22 protein-coding genes are annotated in these 20734 nt (G+C 39.5%); 14 read left to right on the top strand and 8 right to left on the bottom strand.

Features of this window, described 5'->3' with window-relative positions; genetic code table 11:
- Window positions 1-498 precede the first annotated feature (498 nt).
- Window positions 499-933 carry a DUF1885 family protein gene (locus ACNQGS_RS24730; RefSeq protein ID WP_491489638.1) on the bottom strand — a complete coding sequence of 145 codons (435 nt, stop codon included), beginning with the start codon at window positions 931-933 and terminating at the stop codon, window positions 499-501.
- A 285-nt stretch (window positions 934-1218) separates the two neighbouring features.
- Between ACNQGS_RS24730 and ACNQGS_RS24725 the strand changes: the two genes are divergently transcribed.
- Window positions 1219-1344, top strand: a complete 126-nt coding sequence (locus tag ACNQGS_RS24725; protein WP_213116478.1) for a GapA-binding peptide SR1P — start codon at window positions 1219-1221, stop codon at window positions 1342-1344.
- Between the two features lie 57 nt (window positions 1345-1401).
- Here the strand turns inward: ACNQGS_RS24725 and ACNQGS_RS24720 are convergent, their stop codons facing one another.
- A complete protein-coding gene (locus ACNQGS_RS24720) occupies window positions 1402-2874 on the bottom strand; it encodes an aminotransferase class I/II-fold pyridoxal phosphate-dependent enzyme (protein WP_491489637.1) in 1473 nt (490 codons plus the stop codon).
- Window positions 2875-3080: 206 nt separating this feature from the next.
- On the opposite strand from ACNQGS_RS24720, the gene ACNQGS_RS24715 reads away from it, so the two are divergent.
- Window positions 3081-4040 carry an NAD(P)H-dependent flavin oxidoreductase gene (locus tag ACNQGS_RS24715; protein WP_491489636.1) on the top strand — a complete coding sequence of 320 codons (960 nt, stop codon included), beginning with the start codon at window positions 3081-3083 and terminating at the stop codon, window positions 4038-4040.
- Window positions 4041-4074: 34 nt separating this feature from the next.
- Window positions 4075-4347: a UPF0223 family protein gene (locus ACNQGS_RS24710; RefSeq protein ID WP_491489635.1), complete on the top strand. Its 273-nt coding sequence runs from the start codon at window positions 4075-4077 to the stop codon at window positions 4345-4347.
- 29 nt (window positions 4348-4376) lie between these two features.
- On the opposite strand, the gene ACNQGS_RS24705 is transcribed toward ACNQGS_RS24710, so the two are convergent.
- On the bottom strand, window positions 4377-5009 hold the full coding sequence (locus ACNQGS_RS24705; protein WP_491489634.1) for a YktB family protein: 633 nt from the start codon (window positions 5007-5009) through the stop codon (window positions 4377-4379).
- A gap of 168 nt (window positions 5010-5177) precedes the next feature.
- On the opposite strand from ACNQGS_RS24705, the gene ACNQGS_RS24700 reads away from it, so the two are divergent.
- Entirely contained in the window at window positions 5178-5372 is a 195-nt protein-coding gene (locus ACNQGS_RS24700) for a YkzI domain-containing protein (RefSeq protein ID WP_213140884.1), read from the top strand.
- 270 nt (window positions 5373-5642) lie between these two features.
- A complete protein-coding gene (locus tag ACNQGS_RS24695) occupies window positions 5643-6440 on the top strand; it encodes an inositol monophosphatase family protein (protein WP_491489633.1) in 798 nt (265 codons plus the stop codon).
- A gap of 108 nt (window positions 6441-6548) precedes the next feature.
- Here ACNQGS_RS24695 and ACNQGS_RS24690 read toward each other — a convergent pair whose 3' ends face one another.
- Window positions 6549-6734: a YlaF family protein gene (locus ACNQGS_RS24690; protein ID WP_213140882.1), complete on the bottom strand. Its 186-nt coding sequence runs from the start codon at window positions 6732-6734 to the stop codon at window positions 6549-6551.
- Window positions 6735-6879: 145 nt separating this feature from the next.
- Here ACNQGS_RS24690 and typA point away from each other — a divergent pair, with 145 nt between their 5' ends.
- Genes typA through ACNQGS_RS24675 form a run of 3 tightly spaced genes read left to right on the top strand, consistent with a single transcriptional unit; the run spans window position 6880 to window position 9349 of the window.
- Window positions 6880-8718 (top strand): translational GTPase TypA, encoded by a 1839-nt coding sequence (gene typA, locus ACNQGS_RS24685; RefSeq protein WP_491489632.1) that lies wholly within the window; start codon window positions 6880-6882, stop codon window positions 8716-8718.
- Between the two features lie 19 nt (window positions 8719-8737).
- Entirely contained in the window at window positions 8738-9043 is a 306-nt protein-coding gene (locus ACNQGS_RS24680) for a YlaH-like family protein (protein WP_213116469.1), read from the top strand.
- 12 nt (window positions 9044-9055) lie between these two features.
- A complete protein-coding gene (locus tag ACNQGS_RS24675) occupies window positions 9056-9349 on the top strand; it encodes a hypothetical protein (protein WP_213140879.1) in 294 nt (97 codons plus the stop codon).
- A 32-nt stretch (window positions 9350-9381) separates the two neighbouring features.
- Here ACNQGS_RS24675 and ACNQGS_RS24670 read toward each other — a convergent pair whose 3' ends face one another.
- Entirely contained in the window at window positions 9382-9582 is a 201-nt protein-coding gene (locus ACNQGS_RS24670; RefSeq protein WP_213116467.1) for a YlaI family protein, read from the bottom strand.
- A 159-nt stretch (window positions 9583-9741) separates the two neighbouring features.
- On the opposite strand from ACNQGS_RS24670, the gene ACNQGS_RS24665 reads away from it, so the two are divergent.
- Complete coding sequence (locus tag ACNQGS_RS24665) at window positions 9742-10197, top strand: pyridoxamine 5'-phosphate oxidase family protein (RefSeq protein ID WP_491489631.1); 456 nt, start codon at window positions 9742-9744, stop codon at window positions 10195-10197.
- A gap of 20 nt (window positions 10198-10217) precedes the next feature.
- On the opposite strand, the gene ACNQGS_RS24660 is transcribed toward ACNQGS_RS24665, so the two are convergent.
- On the bottom strand, window positions 10218-10808 hold the full coding sequence (locus ACNQGS_RS24660; protein WP_491489630.1) for a YhcN/YlaJ family sporulation lipoprotein: 591 nt from the start codon (window positions 10806-10808) through the stop codon (window positions 10218-10220).
- A gap of 208 nt (window positions 10809-11016) precedes the next feature.
- Between ACNQGS_RS24660 and ACNQGS_RS24655 the strand changes: the two genes are divergently transcribed.
- Window positions 11017-12345: a PhoH family protein gene (locus ACNQGS_RS24655; protein ID WP_213140877.1), complete on the top strand. Its 1329-nt coding sequence runs from the start codon at window positions 11017-11019 to the stop codon at window positions 12343-12345.
- A 25-nt stretch (window positions 12346-12370) separates the two neighbouring features.
- On the opposite strand, the gene ACNQGS_RS24650 is transcribed toward ACNQGS_RS24655, so the two are convergent.
- Window positions 12371-12868, bottom strand: a complete 498-nt coding sequence (locus ACNQGS_RS24650) for a peptidyl-prolyl cis-trans isomerase (RefSeq protein ID WP_491489629.1) — start codon at window positions 12866-12868, stop codon at window positions 12371-12373.
- A 166-nt stretch (window positions 12869-13034) separates the two neighbouring features.
- Here ACNQGS_RS24650 and ACNQGS_RS24645 point away from each other — a divergent pair, with 166 nt between their 5' ends.
- The 3 genes from ACNQGS_RS24645 (at window position 13035) to pyc (ending at window position 18218) form a co-directional block, all read left to right on the top strand.
- Complete coding sequence (locus tag ACNQGS_RS24645; protein WP_213141311.1) at window positions 13035-13316, top strand: Fpa/YlaN family protein; 282 nt, start codon at window positions 13035-13037, stop codon at window positions 13314-13316.
- Window positions 13317-13508: 192 nt separating this feature from the next.
- Window positions 13509-14711, top strand: a complete 1203-nt coding sequence (gene ftsW / locus ACNQGS_RS24640) for a putative lipid II flippase FtsW (RefSeq protein ID WP_491489628.1) — start codon at window positions 13509-13511, stop codon at window positions 14709-14711.
- A gap of 63 nt (window positions 14712-14774) precedes the next feature.
- Complete coding sequence (pyc, locus tag ACNQGS_RS24635; protein ID WP_491489627.1) at window positions 14775-18218, top strand: pyruvate carboxylase; 3444 nt, start codon at window positions 14775-14777, stop codon at window positions 18216-18218.
- Between the two features lie 35 nt (window positions 18219-18253).
- Here pyc and ACNQGS_RS24630 read toward each other — a convergent pair whose 3' ends face one another.
- Window positions 18254-19162 (bottom strand): COX15/CtaA family protein, encoded by a 909-nt coding sequence (locus ACNQGS_RS24630; protein ID WP_213140873.1) that lies wholly within the window; start codon window positions 19160-19162, stop codon window positions 18254-18256.
- A 557-nt stretch (window positions 19163-19719) separates the two neighbouring features.
- On the opposite strand from ACNQGS_RS24630, the gene cyoE reads away from it, so the two are divergent.
- Window positions 19720-20646, top strand: coding sequence for a heme o synthase (cyoE, locus tag ACNQGS_RS24625; protein ID WP_491489626.1), 927 nt, complete (start codon window positions 19720-19722; stop codon window positions 20644-20646).
- Window positions 20647-20734: the final 88 nt, after the last annotated feature.

Genomic DNA, 20734 nt, shown 5'->3' with positions numbered 1-20734 from the left:
AAGAACTTAAACCACAAGATTGAGCAACTATATTCTTGTAAGAAGATCATTGAAGGACAAAATTGAAGGAATCCAGGAGGGAAATATCCCTCATTAAGTCCACTGAAGGATAAAATCGATGGAATCTATGAAGGAAAAAGTCCCTTATAAAGCCGATGAAGGACAAAATCGATGGAATCCAAGAAGGAGAAGTCCCTCATTTAGGCGACACACTTAACTTAGCAAGGTGCGAAAAAGTGTGTGTCAATATTTAGGGTGAATTGTCTCCCTGTTGATTGGAGCGGAGGGCACTCGACTCCTGTGGGAAATAGAGGTCACTGGAGACCCCGCAGGCGCTTTGAGCGCCGAGGAGGCTCCAGGACCTCCCCACGGAAAGCGAGTGCCCGGAGTGGAAATCAACAGGCCTTATAGCATAGGAAAACAATTATAAAAATTAGCATTTTTAAATTTCTGTAAATTTATTTTCCGAGAAAATTAAAAAAAGCTCCCTTTGGGAGCTTATTTTCTTGGGTAAAAGTACATAATTCTTTCGTTAAAAAGGTGCAATTCGCCTTGAAGCTTTTTGGCTAGGAATTTGCAAAATTCATTTGCTTTTCCTTTATCTCCGTATGTAGATTGTTCCGGCAAGGTAACCTGAATATATGTCTGCTCATATTCCCCGCCTTCTTCTGTTTTGACAATTTCTTTATCAACACCTATTAAAATGGCAAAGTAACGTTCATGGTCAGAATGTAAATAAAACCAGTTTCCTTTTCCTTCAGCCGTTTCTTTTATCTCATAAGGTAGTGCTGCATCCTCAAATTGCCAATTCAGCTGATCGCCAGTTTTACTTGTAATGTCTTTATAGTAGTGAAATAAATCCTTTACTTCTTCGATTGTAATCGTTTGCTTCGCTGATGAAGGCACGAGCTTTATATATGCATTTAAAGCCATCATTATCCCCCTTATTTACCTGTAATATCACCTCTTTTATTCTAGCATTGAATAAAAAATAATGACAACTTAAATAGGTATATTTATAAACTTTTCTTTATTTGTACAGTTTGAAGCTAAAATGTTTGTTATTGGGACAATTTTAATTCCTATTTAAATAATTATTTTTTAAATGTGACATACAATTAGGCTTGAAATTTTTAATGTGATATATTATTATGATTTCAAGGATAGTAAATCGCTTTCAATTTAGTGTTAATTCCACAAAAAAGGGGACTAATAAGCATGGGTACTATTGTATGCCAAACTTGTAATTCAACAATTGATCATTTTGAAGATGAAAAAGTAACGGTTCTCTATTCAAAATGCGGCTGCTGCTGCGAAAGCCATGGGGAAAAAGAAGTGAAATAAATATAATTTACTTAAAAATAAACAGGATTCCATTAGGAATCCTGTATTTTTTATTTGCTATTGAATTGCCTTATATTCTTTAATAACCCTGATTGTTTTCAGTTCATCGTCCTCCGGTCCTTGAACAGGCAGTCCGGCCTCCAAGTTTTTCTTTATATAGTGGAGGTTTTCTTTCGTAATAATCTCACCAGGAATAAAAATTGGGATTCCTGGAGGATACACCATAATGAATTCAGCAATTATTCTGCCCTCAGATTTCTCCAGGGCTACTACTTCCGTTTCAGAGTAAAATGCATCCCTCGGAGTTAAGGCAAGCAGTGGAATTTCCGGAAGAAGAACCTCAACAGGCTCTATCTTTTCAGAACGATTCTCATACTCTTTAGAAAGCTCCCTTAGGGCGGTTACTAAAATATCCCCTTCATTTTCCGTATCTCCTAAAGTAATGATACAGAGGATGTTGTAAAGGTCAGACATTTCCACTTCGATATTGTGCTTTTCCCGGAGCCATTTTTCTACTTCATAGCCAGTAAGCCCTAAATCTTTGACGGAAATAATCAGTTTTGTCGGGTCATAATCAAATATGGCTTTGGAATCTAAAATTTCTTCACCAGGGCAATAAAGATGTTCTATTTCGTTCACTCTTTGACGGATGGACTGCGCAAGGTGAATCGTTCTGTCAATTAATTCTTTTCCTTTCATCACCAGCTGTTTCCTGGCAACATCCAGCGAAGCCAATAATAAATAAGAAGTGGATGTTGTCGTAAGCATGCTGAGAATGGATTGAACATGTTTAACCGAAACAAGACCTTCTTTAACATTTAAAATGGAGCTTTGCGTCATCGAACCGCCAAGCTTATGGACGCTGGTTGCAGCCATATCCGCACCTGCCTGCATGGCTGATATTGGAAGGGCTTCATGGAAATGAATATGAACTCCATGGGCCTCGTCTACAAGGACAGGTACTTCGTAAGAGTGGGCAATTTCCACGATTCTTTTTAAGTCGGCGGAAACTCCAAAGTAAGTAGGGTTAATGACTAATACTCCTTTTGCATCAGGGTGCTGTTCAAGTGCTTTTTCCACTGATTCCGGTGTAATACCATGGGAAATCCCCAGCTCCATGTCAATTTCCGGATGGATAAATACAGGAATTGCACCTGAAAAGACAATGGCCGACATGACTGATTTATGGACATTTCGTGGCACAATGATTTTATCTCCAGGGCCGCAAACTGCCATAACCATTGTCATAATGGCTCCGCTGGTGCCTTGGACTGAAAAGAAAGTATGGTCGGCGCCAAAAGCTTCTGCCGCCAAATCCTGGGCCTGCTTAATCATTCCTTTAGGTGAATGGAGGTCATCAAGCGGTCCAATATTGATTAAGTCAATGGAAAGAGCATTCTCACCAATGAACTCTCGGAATTCCGGATCCATACCGGCTCCTTTTTTATGTCCAGGTATATGAAATTGAATTGGATTTCTTTTGGCATGTGCTAATAAACCGCTAAAGAGCGGTGTTTGATTTTGGGACAATTTATACACACCTCTTATTAAGATCTCTTATAAATAAAAATTCAAAAAAACAAATTGAATTATAGCATTAAATATGTGGTCTGCATAGGAATTCTGTAAATTTTTATCCGAATGGATTTATAAAATTTAGTTTCCCAAAAGAAAAGGAAATTTACCCGTTTGAAACGAAATAACAAATAACGACTAATTAAGGAGTGATTTTTCAAATGAATTGGCAGACACGAGTAACAGAAATATTAAATATCCGCTATCCAATTATTCAAGGCGGGCTTGCGTATTTAGCTTATTCCGATTTAGCCGCAGCCGTATCCAATAGTGGCGGTCTTGGGCAAATTACGGCCATGTCCTTGGCAAGTCCTGAACTTCTTAGAGAAGAAATTAAGAAGGTTAGAGAATTAACCGATAATCCTTTTGGAGTGAACTTTGCCATCGGACAAACCGGAAGGCCTTTTGCTGACTTTTTGCAGGTAGCTATTGATGAAGAGGTACCTGTTATTTCTATGACTGGCGGAAATCCGGCTCCAATTTTTGAACAATTAAAGGGTACATCCATTAAAAAGCTTGTCCTTGTTGCTGCAAGAAGGCAGGCAGTGAAAGCGGAGGAACTTGGCGCTGATGCTGTAATGGTAGTTGGGCAGGAAGGAGGAGGGCATCTCGGCCGTGATGATCTAGGTACTATGGTGTTAATTCCTCAGGTTGTCGATTCAGTGTCAATACCGGTTATTGCTTCGGGCGGAATAGGTGATGGCAGAGGGCTAATGGCTGCACTCAGTTTAGGTGCTGAAGGAATAGAGATGGGGACTCGTTTTATTGCCACTAAGGAATGTGTTCATGCTAATGATGTGTATAAAAATGCATTGATTGAAGGCACTGAAACTGATACAGTGGTGATTAAGCGCTCGCTCGGCGCACCAGCAAGAGCAATTGCGAACACATGGACTGATAGAATCCTTGAAATTGAAAAGAATCATGGCGGTTATGAAGAGCTTAAGGATTTTATTAGTGGAAAAGCTAATCAACAGTACATTTATAATGGTGAAGTTGATAAAGGCTTCGCTTGGGCGGGCCAGGTCATGGGACTCATTAAAGACGTACCGTCTACTGCCGAGCTTTTTGATCGGATTATCCATGAAGCTGAACAAATTCGCCGGAAGTGGAAAGAATAAGAAACAATACAAAAGAGAGTCAGCAGGTGATCACATGGAATATCAGTATCCAATAGACTACAGATGGTCGACAGAGGAAATTGTTGATGTCGTTCATTTCTTTGAAGCCATTGAAAAAGCGTATGAGTCCGGAATTGAACGCGACCAGCTGATGTCCGTCTACCGGAGATTTAAGGAAATTGTCCCAAGTAAAGCAGAAGAAAAGACCGTTTGCGGTGAATTTGAAGAAATCAGCGGATATTCATCCTATCGGGCCATTAAAAAAGCAAAAGAAGCTTCTCCCGGTGAGAAGATTATGATGAAATAAACAAAGGAGACATTAGCTGTCTCCTTTGTTTATTTTAAATTACAAGCAATTTTATATATTGGGGCAACCTTTTGGAATACATTTTCGATTTCGTTTATCAAGCCTTCAGAGCCAAGCGCGATGGCAACTTCTCTATCTATCGTATAGCCACACAATAGTTCTGCTTTTTTAACTGTTTGTAAGCGGTCGATAAGCCCCTTTAATTCTTCCTTTGACATTTCCCTGTGTGAGAAAGTATCAGGCTTCGTATGATCGGCAGACCACACAAATTCTGTTGGTATTTCTTTATATATCTTGGTCAATTTTTTTGATAGACGCTCTGCGATTACTTCCTTCTGTGGAGCTTCATAAATTACCGCAAACCAAATAAATAAATGGGTATGCCATAAGCCGATTTGAAAATGAGGCAGCATTTTATAGCCGCGCGGATTATTGGCGAAAGCCACCCAGGTATCCTTTGGAGGATTAACTGTCCGCCTTGCATGTTTGGCAATATGAACAAACATTTCATCACCAGTTAATAAATTCAAGGCTGGGGCGAAATGATGGCCCAATTGCTCTAATTTAGGACGAATGTAGGTTTTTAAGGCTTCCATTCTATTCTCCAATCCCTCGACTAAAAACACATTAAAATCTTCTTCGGTAAATCCTTTAAAATCCATCCCTATACCTCCTATAAACCATTCCCCAAACATTGTAGCATAATGCCTTTACAGACATGAAATGAACAGCATTCTGGGTTAAAGCACATATTTGTTCCAACATTTCAAAATGCCTCATATTATACAGTAAAAAAATAAACCGAAATGATCCTAGGGGGAGGAGATAAGGTGAAGCAGTTGATGAATACATCACTTAAAAAAGTTGGCGAAAAGCAAAAAGCAGCAGTTCTAAGATTGGAAATGGACTATGAATTAGCAGTTTTATTTGAAGCGATTGAAGAAAAAGATGAGAAAAAAATCAAAGAATGTAAACAGAAGCTTGAAAGAATCCGTTTGGAATTAATGCGGCTAAAAGCTTTATAAAAATAAATTTGTATTAATAATTTAAGGGGATACAAAATAGAATGAAACGAAAAGTTTTCATAATCTAAACGAACTCCAATGTGGACGGGGGAGTTCGTTTATTATTGTGTTTGGAAAAAAGTTAATAAAAGTAAAAAAGGAATAAAGGCGCTAAAAGTTGATGATTGGCTTATCATTGATTAAGCTATAGATACATGAAATTTTTTCCGTATCTCATACTACATACATCGAAAGCTCACAAGAAATAAAGATAAATTGGAGTGAAGAAGGATGAATTGGGAAAGTCTTTATTCCCAGGCAAAACAATGGGTAAACGAAGCAGGAGAGAGTATTCGGAAATCCTTTAATCAGCGCTTAAGTATTCAAACCAAATCAAATGCCAATGATTTGGTAACGAATATCGATAAAGAAACAGAACAATTTTTTATCAAAAAAATAAAAGAGGCTTACCCTCATCATAAAATCATGGGAGAAGAAGGGTTCGGAGATAAATTGGACAGCCTTGACGGAATCGTCTGGATGATTGATCCAATCGATGGAACGATGAACTTTATTCATCAGCAAAGGAATTTTGCGATTTCTATTGGGGTCTATGAAGACGGTGTTGGCAAAATTGGGTTAGTTTATGATGTGGTTCATGATGAATTGTATCATGCTTTTTCCGGCAAGGGAGCCTATCTGAATGAAACTCCGATTGCGAATTTAAGCGAGACGTCAGTGAAAAAGTCCATTATTGCCTTGAACGCAACATGGGTAATGAAAAATCACCGAATTGACCATAATTTGTTAATTCCATTAGTTAGGGATGCAAGAGGGACGAGATCCTATGGATCAGCAGCTTTAGAAATGGTGTTTGTAGCTACTGGACGGGTAGATGCGTATATTTCCATGCGTCTGTCACCATGGGATTATGCTGCAGGGGCTGTGATTATCGAGGAGCTTGGTGGAGTTGTCACTAATTTAAGGGGAGAAAAGCTGGGTTACCTTTCACAGGACTCCCTTTTTGTCGCCAAGCCGGGGCTTCATCAAACGATTCTTCATGAATATTTAAAGGACGGAAAATGGTAAGAGGCTGACTTAATAAGGTCAGCCTCTTTTTTTAGCTAATAAGAAAGTATAAATTCAACTACGCCTCATGAACCGTCCTAACGGACTCGCCAATCGGCGAGTTTTCATTTATAACGTTCCGTTTTCACGCATCTTCTTTTTTGTTTTAAAACCAAGTCCCATGATAACGATAACAGCAATAATACATCCTAATATCCCTAGCAGGCTTTTTTCGGCAATAGCAACACCTATTCCCATAATGCATGCTGCGGCAAGGATTGCATAAATGAGGAATGGCCATTTCACATCTTTCATGATCTTTACTCCTTTATCAAAACTTTATTTTTCATTCTACAATAAAATACTTTTAGGTTTCCACTTCTATTATGGTATAATGTTTTAGTTGTAAATGAAACTATAAATAGATTTTACCCGAAAATAGTCAGGAGATGGAACTTCTTTGAAGAAAAGAGATAATATAAGAAACATTGCAATTATTGCGCACGTTGACCACGGAAAAACCACTTTGGTGGACCAGTTATTAAAACAGGCAGGAACGTTTCGTTCAAATGAGCATGTTGATGAACGAGCCATGGATTCCAATGATTTGGAAAGAGAGCGCGGCATTACAATCCTTGCCAAAAATACTGCTATACAATATAAAGATACAAGAATTAACATCCTGGATACTCCCGGACACGCTGACTTCGGCGGGGAAGTAGAGCGGATTATGAGAATGGTCGATGGCGTTCTGCTCGTGGTGGACGCCTATGAAGGCACTATGCCGCAAACAAGATTTGTGTTAAAAAAGGCGTTGGAACAAAATCTGACTCCAATCGTGGTGGTAAATAAAATCGACCGTGACTTTGCCCGTCCAGCCGAGGTTGTAGATGAAGTTATCGACTTGTTTATCGAACTAGATGCCAATGAGGACCAATTAGAATTCCCTGTCATCTATGCATCAGGCATAAATGGAACAGCTAGTTTGACTCCGGATAAACAAGATGAAAATATGCAGTCTTTATACGAAGCCATTATTGAACACATTCCTTCACCAGTCGATAACAGGGAGGAACCGCTGCAATTTCAGGTAGCCCTTCTAGATTACAGTGACTATGTAGGAAGAATTGGTATTGGCCGTGTCTTCCGCGGAACGATGAAAGTGGGACAACAGGTTGCTTTAATGAAGCTTGATGGCTCCGTCAAACAGTTCAGGGTAACGAAAATTTTTGGTTTCTTTGGATTAAAGCGTGAGGAAGTTCAAGAAGCGGTTGCCGGTGACTTAGTGGCTGTTTCCGGTATGGAGGATATTAATGTCGGGGAAACCGTCTGTCCAGTAGAAAATCAGGAAGCCCTGCCGGTGCTAAGGATCGATGAACCGACCCTGCAAATGACTTTTGCTGTCAATAACAGCCCATTTGCCGGCCGTGAAGGAAAATATTTAACATCCAGAAAGATTGAGGAAAGACTTCAAGCTCAATTGCAAACAGACGTCAGCTTACGTGTTGAAAATACAGACTCGCCAGATGCATGGATTGTTTCCGGACGCGGAGAACTTCACCTTTCCATCTTAATTGAAAACATGCGCCGTGAAGGATATGAGCTTCAAGTATCTAAACCAGAGGTTATTGTTAAGGAAATTGATGGGGTACGCTGTGAGCCAATCGAGAGGGTACAAATTGATGTCCCTGAGGAGCATACCGGTTCTGTCATGGAATCTCTCGGAGCTCGTAAAGGTGAAATGCTTGATATGATTAATAATGGAACAGGTCAGGTTCGGCTAATATTTAATGTTCCTGCCCGCGGCTTAATTGGCTACACAACAGAATTTTTGACTCTGACCAGAGGGTACGGAATCATCAATCATACATTTGACAGCTACCAGCCAATGGCTACGGGTCAGGTTGGCGGAAGAAGACAAGGTGTTCTTGTCTCAATGGAGTCGGGTAAAGCATCAACTTATGGTATTATGCAAGTGGAAGACCGCGGAACCATCTTTGTTGAGCCGGGAACGGAAATTTACGAAGGAATGATCGTAGGGGAACATACCCGAGAAAATGACCTGACAGTTAATATTACGAAGGTTAAGCAGGCAACAAACGTTCGTTCTGCCAATAAAGATCAGACTTCTGTTATTAAAAAACCTCGTCTCTTGACCTTAGAGGAATCTTTGGAGTATTTAAATGAGGATGAATTTTGTGAAGTGACTCCACAATCAATTCGTCTTCGTAAGAAAATTCTTGATAAAAACGAACGGGAACGTTTGGCTAAAAAGAAAAAATATGCTGAAATGAGTTAATAAAAGGAGTGCAATTTAGATGGAAGGATTCTCCCCCACTCTAAGATTTTTCATGCAGCTTACAGATGTTAAAACGGCTGTTTGGCTACAGTTTATATATATCGTGATTTTAGCTGTCGTTGTATATAAATTGGGATATGCGAAGAAGCTGCCTCTTTTAAAAAACGTGGTCATTTATACTTGTCTCGTAATTGGATGCTTAGTTTTGCTGATTCTTTCTTATGCATTGCCAGTAGCCGAAGCGTTAGCTGTATCTGCGCTAATCTTAATCATATATAAAATCCGCCTGCATCAATCGAAAAAGCAGCAGTCGGAGGCAAAGTAATGGGGGGATACGATGAATTCCGTTCAGGATGTTTTATATAATTGGCTGACAATAAAAGTGGTTAGTGATGCCCGTCCGGAAGATACGGCTGCGATAGACACCTTAAAGCATTTCGAACGAATGCTTAAGGATGAATACCATATTAGCAAAGTTGAAATTACGCACGATGAAGTGATGTACTATGTTGCCTATCAGCAGGGGGAAGATAGTAAAAAAACACGTTTCCCACGGGAATTAATTGAAGTTATGCTGGACCAAATCAGTAGGGAACCAGAGAAATACGAAAACTTTCCTATTGCAGATTAAAAAAAAGAGGCTGACCGGAAAAGTCAGCCTCTTTACCATTCATCCCTATCTGATTTTGGCCTGAGAAAACGGAAATTTCCGGTTTCCAGCCGGTCGTTCGTTTTTTTCGCTATACGTTCCTGACATGGATCGCACATATATGTATGGATTGGACGATTTCTTAGTCGTTTTGCCTCTGGAGATTCGTCATCAATCGTTTCAATTTTATCACAAAGCACGCATTTAACTCTCATTATGCACCTCTTTATATTTCTTGGTTACTACTTATTATACTATAGTATCAAGGCTGTCTGTAGGGGAACGTTGTATTAGTTGAAGAAAAAAAGAGATAGTAGTAATATGGGAATGTCTGTTTTAAGGCAGCATTGAAGAAAAAGGAGTTGAAAATAGAAATGGTTAATCAAGTTGAACCAAAATTAATTAAACCTTTATTTGAGGAATTGCAAAAAGAAAGATTTGTTACGCTGGCTACCGTTGATTATGAAACAGGTGGACCAAATGTCAGCGCTATATCCTGGGTGCTTGCAAAAGATGAAAATATCATTTATTTTGCGGTTGATAACCGTTCCAGAATCATTGAAAATATAAATAAAAATAACCATGTCGTTATTAATATTATCGCAAATGAGTCTACATACTCCATCCAGGGAGAAGCTAATTTAAAAGAAGAAAGATTGAAAGACGTTCCATTGAAACTAGCCCTTATTGAAGTGAAAATTAAGGAAGTAAGGGATGTCATGTTTTATGGCTCTAAAATTGTTCAGGAAGTCCAATATGACAAAACCTATGATAAAAATGCCGCTGAAAGATTGGACAGGCAGGTCATGGATGCAATAAGAAAAGCTTAGCCTACAGCTAAGCTTTTTTCTCATTTATGATAATTAGACTGTTTTTCCTGCTCTTTTTCAAGCTTGTTTTCTTGTTTTGCAGGGAGCTTTTTATCGGGTTCTTCCGTAGCGTTTTTCGGATTAGGGGTTATTAAATCTCCGGGTATTTCCGGCATTAACCTCCCGGCAACGTCAGCTAGTTCCTCCATAATCCCTTTGATTGGACGCCCGTTGTTTATATCCGCCTGAATTTCTTTGAGCCGCTCAGTTGTATCGGCATCTGCTACAACGATGGCATTGGCACCATACCGATCCTTTTTGAGGCTTTCTGCCACGGAATATTTTATAGTCCCCACCTGAGAACGGTCAATTTTAGCATTTACATCGATTCCAACGATTGCGTAACGCCCTATTACCACGGCAGTTGCATCATTTACATTCGGTACGCTGGTCGCCAGTTCCACCAACCGCTTTGATATTTCCTGGCCCGTTTTTCGGTCTACACTTTCTATGTAGCTATTTTTTACATTTACTAATTTATTTTGTTGATTTTTTGCCGTCTCGTTATTTTGATTCGTATTACATCCCGTTAATAATAAGAAAATGGCAGCTGTCACTAAAATCTTCTTCATAAAAAACCCTCCCAAAAAGCTAATTAAAAGACTGGGAAAATTCACATAATATTCTATTTGATATGAAGGTCCCAACTAACAATTATTGTGCGGAACACCTTCTATCTTTATTCCAATAAACATATATTTTACCAAAGTACAACCGGCAAAATGGCATGTATAGTAACTTTACACTTTCCTTACACCAAGTAAAGCAGGAGGCGTCGCTTTGAGTAAAATATACGTGTTAGATACAAACGTCTTATTACAAGACCCGTATTCCATTTTTTCCTTTCAAGATAATGAAGTAGTTATTCCTGCAGTCGTACTTGAAGAAGTGGACTCAAAGAAAAGGTACATGGATGAAATCGGTAGAAATGCTAGGCATGTATCAAGATTAATTGATGGTCTCAGAGCCTCGGGAAAGCTCCATGAAAGAATCCCGCTCGAAAATGGAGGAACCATCAGGATTGAGCTGAATCACCGATCATTTCATGAGCTTCAGGATATTTTTGTTGAAAAAACGAATGATAATCGAATTCTTGCGGTTGCGAAAAATTTGTTTTTAGAGGAACAAACAAAGGAGAATGGGAAACCCGTTATTCTAGTCAGCAAGGATGCATTAGTAAGAGTAAAAGCGGATGCCATCGGACTATCTGCAGAAGATTTTCTAAATGACCGGGTGGTGGAAGTTGATTCTTTATATACGGGATTTCTTGAGGTCTATATCCCAAAAGACCTGTTAAACCGTTATTATGAGAAAGGAGAACTTCTACTTTCAGAAATCGCCAATTATACCTTTTATCCAAACCAATTTCTGATATTAAAGGATTCCCTCGGAAGCTCGGCCTCGGCGATTGGGATGGTTAATATAACGGCCAAGAAGGTCAAGAAGCTAGCGCTGAACCAAGAGCATGTTTGGGGAATTCATTCGCGGAATGTACAGCAAACAATGGCAATCGAATTGCTGCTGCGAAAAGATATCCCGCTAGTAACTTTAATCGGCAAAGCAGGAACAGGAAAAACCTTGCTGGCATTAGCCGCTGGACTTATGCAGACAGAAGATTTTCACGAATATAAAAAACTGCTCGTCGCCCGGCCGATTGTTCCGGTCGGCAAGGATTTAGGCTTTTTGCCTGGTGAAAAGCAGGAAAAGCTGCGTCCGTGGATGCAGCCGATTTTTGACAATTTGGAATTTCTGTTTAATACAAAAAAACCTGGGGAACTGGATGCTATCTTAGCTGGTATGGGATCCATTGAGGTGGAGGCACTAACTTATATTCGGGGGAGGAGTCTTCCTAAGCAATTTATTATTATCGATGAAGCGCAGAATCTGACCAAGCATGAAGTGAAAACAATTATAACCAGGGTTGGAGAGGACAGTAAGATCGTTTTAATGGGGGATCCGGAGCAGATTGATCATCCATATCTTGATGCTTATAATAACGGTTTAACCTATGTCGTGGAGAAATTTAAAAATCAAGTTATTTCCGGGCATGTGAAACTATTAAAAGGGGAAAGGTCGGGATTGGCACGGCTAGCCGCGGATTTATTGTAAGTAAAAACGGGCAAGATTGCCCGTCCTATTTTACGATAAAACCTTTTACTTTTTTAATAGGGTTTTGCTGGTTTGAGCCATCGCCAAAATAAACGTGAACAGGGCCATCAGCGGATAGTTGCTTGCCTTTATCTGAGAATCCCAAAATCAACTCATAGGCCTCATTTAAGGGCAGCTCATAATTTTCATCTTCTGTTTCAATTACAAGCACTGATGCGGTGCTTTCTGGCTCGGAATTTTTCAGAAATGGTTTAAACAGAATTCCGAAGGTTCCGGTTAGCATCTTTTGTTTTTCATATATGCGCTCTGTTTTTAATGTCGGAGGGAAGACGGCTCCTTCCATGATTTCACGGTCCCAGTGCTTTGACACGGCTTTCGTATATGCTTCCGTCGAATCGGTATTATCTTTTTCAGTTGAAAAATGAGTAGTTAAATCAAGCCGGCGATCATCGAAAATCCAAACACTTGGGTCAAGTGTGATTGGATATTTTACTTTACCTTTTATATTGATAATGCGTTCCATGGTCAATCCTCCTTATTTACATTATTAAGTATAGCCTTTTTCTGCCCGAAAGTCATAATTATTCATTCGAGCGGCAGCTAAGGCTTATTGTTCTTGCAATTTTCCGCTGCAAAAGGTAAAATTTATAGATAAGTTGAATATTCGCTCTGAAATGGGGGGATCAATGTTGGCGTCTGAAATGATCGTGAATCACCAGGAAAAAGCTTTTGCCTTATTGCAGGCAGACGCTGAAAAAATATTAAAGCTTATCAAAGTGCAAATGGACAATCTCACGATGCCTCAATGCCCTCTTTATGAAGAGGTGTTGGATACCCAAATGTTTGGCCTATCTAGAGAAATAGACTTTGCGGTAAGATTGGGCTTAATAGATAGCAAGGATGGGAAAGCGATTTTAGATCAATTGGAACGAGAACTATCTGCGCTTCACGATGCATCCATAAAAAAATAACACAAAAGGACTCAAACAATGCTTGCCATTGTTTGAGTTTTTTGTTATATATAGAGTTAATATTTTTTACCCCACTTTTCTGAATTTTCTCTATTAAAATCTTGTAACAAATAATTGTTTCCTCAAGTCATAACATGAAATTTCGATTATAATAGAATGGTATAAACCTAAATTGAAAATGAGGATGTAAGCATGGTAAAGAAAATATTAAAATCATATGATTATTCTCTAATCATTGCCATTATACTTTTATGTACTTTTGGTTTAATCATGATCTATAGCTCCAGCATGGCTTGGGCCGTTCAAAGGTATGATGTGCCAAGTGATTATTTTTATCAAAAGCAAAAAATGTGGCTGCTATTGTTTGCTTTCATCTTCCTTTTTACAGCTATCATTCCGTATAAAATTATGAAGTTTACGCAAGTAATGGTATTTATTGTTCTGACCTCCCTTATCACTTTATTGGGACTTTTCGTATTTGGTACTGTTGCAGGCGGTGCACAAAGCTGGTATCAGATTGGTGGTTTTAAATTTCAGCCTTCTGAATTTGTTAAACTGGCAATTATCATTTATTTGGCAGCTGTTTATTCCAAAAAGCAGGATTATATCAATCAATTTAACAAAGGGGTACTACCTCCAATTTTCTTTCTTTTTATAGTTTGTGTATTAATTGCTCTTCAGCCTGATTACGGCACAGCGAGCATCATTGCCCTCATTGCCGGCATGGTCATTTTTAGTTCTGGCATGAATTATAAAACGATCGGGAAACTGCTTGTGATGGCTTTAATCATTATTCTGCCTCTTTTTATTGCGGCTAAGGGGTTTATCTTTTCTGAAAAACGGCTTGAACGATTCTCATCTTGGGGCGATCCGTTTGCTGATGCCCAAAACGCTGGATTTCACCTTGCAAATTCCTTTATTGCGATAGGACAGGGCGGAATAAATGGTTTGGGTCTAGGTAAAAGCATTCAAAAGCTAGGCTATTTGCCGGAATCTCATACTGACTTTATTATGGCGGTAATAGCCGAAGAATTAGGAATCTGGGGTGTAGGCTTTGTCATTCTGCTGCTAGCTTATATTGTTTTGCGCGGGATTTATATCGGCTTACAATGTAAGGACCCCTTCGGGAGTCTCCTTGCGATTGGGATTTCAAGTATGATTGGGATTCAAACATTTATTAATCTTGGCGGGATATCTGGGGTTATTCCGTTAACAGGTGTTCCGCTGCCGTTCATCAGCTATGGAGGTTCCTCCTTGTTAATGCTGGCTGCTGCAATGGGAATCCTTGTGAACGTTTCTATGTTTGTTAAATATGAGAAAAAATATAAAACTCAAAAACAAGCAGTGGATACTAAAGTGCAAAGCGGTAATGGAAAAGTTATTTATATGAAATAAAATTGTGGGGGCTGTCCATCAGCCTCCCGCATTTTTAAAAATACATAGATTGAGGTGTTTCATGTGGCAAGACAAATAAATAAAATATTGGTTGCAAACCGTGGAGAAATTGCAATCAGGGTTTTTCGCGCCTGTACTGAACTGAATATTCGAACTGTTGCGATTTATTCAAAGGAGGATTCCGGCTCTTATCATCGCTATAAAGCAGATGAGGCATATTTAGTGGGCGAAGGGAAGAAACCAATAGATGCCTATTTAGATATTGAAGGAATCATTGGGATTGCTAAAAGAAGTGGTGCAGACGCCATTCATCCGGGCTATGGCTTTTTGTCGGAGAATATCCACTTTGCCAGACGCTGTGAAGAAGAAGGGATTGTGTTTATCGGTCCTGCATCTAAACATTTAGATATGTTTGGCGATAAGGTAAAAGCCCGCTATCAGGCTGAACTGGCGGGAATACCAGTTATACCAGGGAGCGGCGGCCCTGTTAACAGTGTTGAGGAAGTGCTGGAATTTGCCGAAGAACATAGCTTCCCAATCATCATCAAAGCAGCGCTTGGCGGCGGTGGACGAGGAATGAGAATTGTCAGAAGCCGCGAAGAAGTTCGTGAAGCATTTGAACGGGCTAAATCAGAAGCAAAGGCAGCATTCGGAAACGATGATGTTTATCTGGAAAAATTAATTGAAAAACCTAAACATATTGAGGTTCAGATTATTGGAGATAAAGAAGGAAATATCGTTCATCTTTTTGACAGGGATTGCTCTGTCCAGCGGCGCCACCAAAAGGTGGTCGAGATTGCTCCAAGCGTCTCCCTTACTGATGAGTTAAGAAAGCAGATTTGTAATGCGGCTGTAAAATTAATGAAAAATGTCAATTATATCAATGCAGGAACAGTGGAATTTTTAGTTTCGGAGAATGACTTTTATTTTATTGAGGTAAACCCTCGTGTTCAAGTGGAGCATACCATTACAGAAATGGTAACAGGTATCGATATTGTGCAGACACAGATTTTAGTTGCCGAAGGACATGAACTGCATGGGCCTTTAATTGGGATACCGGAACAAGAAAAGATTCTTTTATATGGATATGCTATTCAATCCAGGGTTACAACAGAAGACCCGTTAAATAACTTCATGCCTGATACCGGCAAAATTATGGCGTACCGCTCTGGTGGTGGTTTTGGCGTTCGACTGGATGCCGGGAATGGATTTCAAGGCGCAGTCATTACTCCTTACTATGATTCATTATTAGTGAAGCTTTCCACATGGGCATTAACGTTTGAACAGGCGGCTGCAAAAATGGTTCGTAATTTGCAGGAATTCAGGATAAGAGGAATCAAAACGAATATTCCATTTTTAGAAAACGTTGTGAAACATGAATTGTTCCTAAACGGCAAGTATGATACCTCCTTTATTGATACAACACCTGAACTGTTTATTTTCCCAGTCCGTAAAGACAGGGGAACAAAAATGCTGTCCTATATCGGTACCGTCACAGTAAATGGTTTTCCGGGCATTGAAAAAAAGAAAAGACCTGTTTTTTCAAAGCCGCGAATTCCTTCTCTGCCATTTGATCTAGCATATAAAGAAGGGACTAAACAAATTTTAGAAAAGCAAGGAGCAGATGGCCTCGTCCAGTGGGTAAAAGACCAAAAGCAGGTGCTGTTAACTGACACAACTTTCCGGGACGCCCATCAATCATTGCTCGCAACACGGATGCGCACAACTGATATCGCGCATATCGCCGAACCGACAGCAAAGCTATTACCGGATCTATTTTCTTTTGAAATGTGGGGAGGAGCTACGTTTGACGTGGCCTACCGGTTCCTTAAGGAAGACCCTTGGGACCGACTCTTGAATCTTCGCGAAAAGATTCCAAATGTTCTGTTCCAAATGTTAATTCGCGGAGCAAATGCTGTTGGGTATAAAAACTATCCTGACAATTTGATCAAGGAATTTGTTACGCAATCAGCATCGGCTGGGATAGATGTGTTTCGAATTTTTGACAGCTTAAATTGGATCAAGGGAATGGAAGTGGCTATCGACGCTGTAAGGCAGACCGGAAAGATCGCCGAAGCATCCATTTGTTATACTGGGGATATATTGGACCCTACGAGAACGAAATACAATCTTGAATACTATAAAAACCTCGCCAAAGAGCTTGAAAATCAAGGTGCCCATATTCTTGGCATAAAGGATATGGCAGGCCTATTGAAGCCAGAAGCTGCTTACCGGCTGGTGTCAGAATTAAAAGCGACAATCGATATACCAATTCACCTTCATACTCATGATACTAGTGGTAATGGGATTTATACTTATGCCCGTGCAATCGACGGAGGTGTAGATATTGTAGATGTTGCCATGAGTACAATGGCAGGGTTAACCTCCCAGCCGAGTGGTAATTCCCTTTATTACGCTTTAGAAGGCAATCAGCGAAAGCCTGATGTAAACATCGATGCTCTAGAAAAGCTTTCCCATTATTGGGAGGATGTCCGTAAATATTATCAAGATTTTGAGTCCGGAATGATGTCGCCGCATTCGGAAATTTATCAGCATGAAATGCCGGGGGGGCAATACAGCAACCTTCAGCAGCAGGCAAAGGCAGTCGGGCTTGGCGAGCGCTGGGATGAAGTAAAGGAAATGTACTCCCGTGTAAACCAAATGTTTGGCGATATTGTCAAGGTAACCCCATCCTCAAAGGTTGTTGGCGATATGGCGTTGTTCATGGTGCAAAATGACTTAAACGAGGAAGACGTCGTATTAAAAGGAAATTCGCTCGATTTCCCTGATTCAGTTGTTGAATTGTTTGAAGGTTATTTAGGTCAACCGCATGGCGGATTCCCCGAGGAATTGCAGAAGGTGATTTTAAAAGGCAAGAAGCCTTTGGAAGTGCGACCTGGAGAACTGCTTGAACCAGTTGATTTTAATGCGTTACAAGAAGAGCTTTATGAGGAATTGGGAAGACAGGTAACTGATTTTGAAATTATTTCGTATGCCCTTTATCCAAAGGTGTTTATGGAATATGCTAAAACAACAGAGCTGTATGGGGATATTTCCGTTCTTGATACTCCAACCTTCTTATATGGAATGCGCATGGGGGAGGAAATTGAAGTAGAAATCGAAACAGGTAAAACGCTAATTGTGAAACTAGTTTCGATTGGTCAGCCGCAGGCAGACGGGACAAGAGTCATCTATTTTGAATTAAATGGCCAGCCTCGTGAAGTGGTTATAAAAGATGAGAGTATTAAAGCAAAGGTTGTCTCTAGACTTAAAGGGGATCCGAAAAATGAAAACCATATTTCTGCCTCGATGCCTGGAACAGTTATTAAAGTATTGGTAGAGAAGGGTGAAAAGGTCGAACGTGGTGATCATTTGATGATTACAGAAGCGATGAAGATGGAAACGACCGTTCAAGCACCATTTTCCGGTGTTGTAAAAGACATCTATGCATTAAACGGTGACTCTATCCAAACCGGTGACCTCTTGATTGAACTAGTTAAAGCATAAAGAAAAAGGCTGTCTCAAACTTGAGACAGCCTTTTTTAATGAAAGTTCCTTTTTGACCTTGAATACAAAAGGACAAAATAGCTTAAGAGACCAAATAAACAAGTAATAAAAAAAGCATGCAGCAATGCGATGTAAAGGTTTAGGCGGCTAAAAATGATAAATGCGCCTGCGGTTACTTGCATTGATACCAATATCAATGAAATAATCCAGCCCCAATACAGGACTCTTTGGTGCTTATAATGACGGACAGCAAGTACAGTAATGTAAAGGATCCAGAGAAAAATCAAGCCCGCGGCCGTTCGGTGGCCCATTTGCACCCATTCATATAGATTGCTTGGAAGTCCGGGAGAATCGTTTAGACAAAATGGCCAATCCCTGCAGACAAGGCTTGATTTTGTATGACGGACAAGGGCGCCGGTATAAATGACGATATAACTATAAATAGTAACGCCAATAATATGGAAACCCATCCGTTTATCAATATAGAGTTTCTCGGCGGCGAACTTTTTATCGATTTCAAAAATTAGCAGCGTTAATAGGAAAACAGCCGCAAATGAAATGAGAGAAATGCCGAAATGTAAAGCCAGGACAAAATCAGATTGTCCCCATTTTACTGCAGCAGCTCCGATTAACCCCTGGAGCAGAAGAAAGAAAAAAGACAGAAAGGAAAGAAATTTTGTTTCCCTTATATGCCCGATTGCCTTCCAAGACCAAACGGACAATATTAATACCATGATGCCGACTGCACCTGAAACAAGCCGGTGGGCAAGTTCAATAATAAGTTCCGGTGTAATGTCCGAAGGCAGAATCTTGCCGTGGCATAATGGCCAAGATCTGCCGCAGCCCATTCCAGAACCCGTTTTGGTAACGAGTGCCCCGCCGAGTAAAATAAGTATCATTCCAATGGTGGTGGCAACAGCCAACCACTTCAAAGAGCGTCGCAAAAAATTTCACCTCTAACTAAAGTTCAATAATTTGTCAAAAAAAATTCTTGACAGTATAATGGATAAAAAAAGAAGCAAGATTAAAAGTACTTATACATCATAACGAATTATCCAAAAAAAGAACAGAATTTCAGCCTAGTTTCTTATAGGATTTTTTTTGAAAATGGATAATGTTAATTTATCACTATTATTATAGTGGAAAACGTTGAAACTTAAGGTGTAGTCTGTTAGAACTATAGAGGGATGCATTTTTCAAGAGACCGATAGGGTTTGCATACTGCAGTCTTAATTCCAACAATCCTATATTCATACTGTTGAAATAAATACTTAAAAGACTTCCTTTTTATTTTTTTACAAAACTTTAATGGTCCGAACAAGGGGAAAATAAGAAGAAATTTTATTTAGTCACAAATTAGTCAAAAATTATTCAAAAAAAGTTCACAAAAATTCCTGAAAGTGTGATTTAATATACAGAGAAAGTGTTATTGAAATCACGGTATACATAATGAGGGTATGCTTCATCGAGGACAGTATTAAGAATCAGGAGGAGAAATTAAATGTCCAACTCAAAGGCTGCCATAGGAAATGGTGCGACAAGCCTGGATTCTGTTTCAGAAAAAACATCCGTTTGGAAAGACTTTATGGCCCTTATCAAAATTGGAATCGTTAATTCCAATCTGATTACTGTCTTTACAGGTCTTTGGCTCGCCTTGCATTTTTCCGGCCTTAGCTTTTTGAATAATTTAGATATTGTCTTCTATACAGTGGCGGGTTCGGCTTTAATCGTTGCCGGTTCCTGTGCAATAAACAATTACGTTGACCGGGATATCGATCACTTAATGGAAAGAACAAAATCTAGACCTACTGTTACCGGGAAAGTGGTGCCGGTAAAAGTTTTGGGATTAGGTATTTTACTTATAGGACTGGGAACACTGTTTTTATTGTTTACAACGATAACTGCAACAGTAATAGGACTGCTTGGAGTTTTTAGTTATGTTTTCTTATATACTTTATGGTCAAAAAGACAGCTAGTCTCTAATACCATTATTGGCAGTATTTCTGGGGCTGTACCACCGTTGATTGGCTGGGCTGCAGTAGATGCAAATCTTGATGTCATGGCATGGGCGTTATTTGTGTTAATGTTTGTTTGGCAGCCGCCGCATTTCTATGCTTTGGCGATGAGAAGGGTGAAAGAGTATAAAGCTGCGAACATCCCAATGCTTCCTGTAGTGAAAGGGTTTAAAACCACAAAAATTCACATTTTACTCTGGGTTGCAGTGCTTTTGCCAATCCCATTTTTTCTTACTAAATTAGGAATCCCATTTCTAATTCTTGCCACCGTCTTAAATCTCGGCTGGCTTGCATTAGGGATTTATGGATATAAGATCAAAGATGACATAAAGTGGGCAAAACTAATGTTTGTTTACTCATTGCAATATTTGACTATTATTTTTGTGGCGATGGTTATAGTTACATTAATCTAGTTTTGCTGACGTTTCTTTCCTGAAGCAATTTCTTTGCGGGAAAGAGGTCGTACATACTTCTTTGATCAATCAATAAAATAATAAACTA

The sequence above is a fragment of the Neobacillus sp. PVCKKU3 genome, assembly GCF_058323225.1.
This window is presented reverse-complemented; position numbering and strand designations above follow the sequence as displayed.

What these genes read in the sequence shown, in the direction of transcription:
- ACNQGS_RS24665 (WP_491489631.1), top strand. Translation starts at nt 9,742, where the DNA reads ATGGTTAATCAAGTTGAACCAAAATTAATTAAACCTTTATTTGAGGAA.
- ACNQGS_RS24730 (WP_491489638.1), bottom strand. Translation starts at nt 933, where the DNA reads ATGGCTTTAAATGCATATATAAAGCTCGTGCCTTCATCAGCGAAGCAA.
- ACNQGS_RS24715 (WP_491489636.1), top strand. Translation starts at nt 3,081, where the DNA reads ATGAATTGGCAGACACGAGTAACAGAAATATTAAATATCCGCTATCCA.
- ACNQGS_RS24725 (WP_213116478.1), top strand. Translation starts at nt 1,219, where the DNA reads ATGGGTACTATTGTATGCCAAACTTGTAATTCAACAATTGATCATTTT.
- ACNQGS_RS24650 (WP_491489629.1), bottom strand. Translation starts at nt 12,868, where the DNA reads ATGGAACGCATTATCAATATAAAAGGTAAAGTAAAATATCCAATCACA.
- ftsW (WP_491489628.1), top strand. Translation starts at nt 13,509, where the DNA reads ATGGTAAAGAAAATATTAAAATCATATGATTATTCTCTAATCATTGCC.
- ACNQGS_RS24660 (WP_491489630.1), bottom strand. Translation starts at nt 10,808, where the DNA reads ATGAAGAAGATTTTAGTGACAGCTGCCATTTTCTTATTATTAACGGGA.
- ACNQGS_RS24690 (WP_213140882.1), bottom strand. Translation starts at nt 6,734, where the DNA reads ATGAAAGATGTGAAATGGCCATTCCTCATTTATGCAATCCTTGCCGCA.
- ACNQGS_RS24680 (WP_213116469.1), top strand. Translation starts at nt 8,738, where the DNA reads ATGGAAGGATTCTCCCCCACTCTAAGATTTTTCATGCAGCTTACAGAT.
- cyoE (WP_491489626.1), top strand. Translation starts at nt 19,720, where the DNA reads ATGTCCAACTCAAAGGCTGCCATAGGAAATGGTGCGACAAGCCTGGAT.
- ACNQGS_RS24670 (WP_213116467.1), bottom strand. Translation starts at nt 9,582, where the DNA reads ATGAGAGTTAAATGCGTGCTTTGTGATAAAATTGAAACGATTGATGAC.
- ACNQGS_RS24705 (WP_491489634.1), bottom strand. Translation starts at nt 5,009, where the DNA reads ATGGATTTTAAAGGATTTACCGAAGAAGATTTTAATGTGTTTTTAGTC.
- ACNQGS_RS24675 (WP_213140879.1), top strand. Translation starts at nt 9,056, where the DNA reads ATGAATTCCGTTCAGGATGTTTTATATAATTGGCTGACAATAAAAGTG.
- ACNQGS_RS24710 (WP_491489635.1), top strand. Translation starts at nt 4,075, where the DNA reads ATGGAATATCAGTATCCAATAGACTACAGATGGTCGACAGAGGAAATT.
- ACNQGS_RS24695 (WP_491489633.1), top strand. Translation starts at nt 5,643, where the DNA reads ATGAATTGGGAAAGTCTTTATTCCCAGGCAAAACAATGGGTAAACGAA.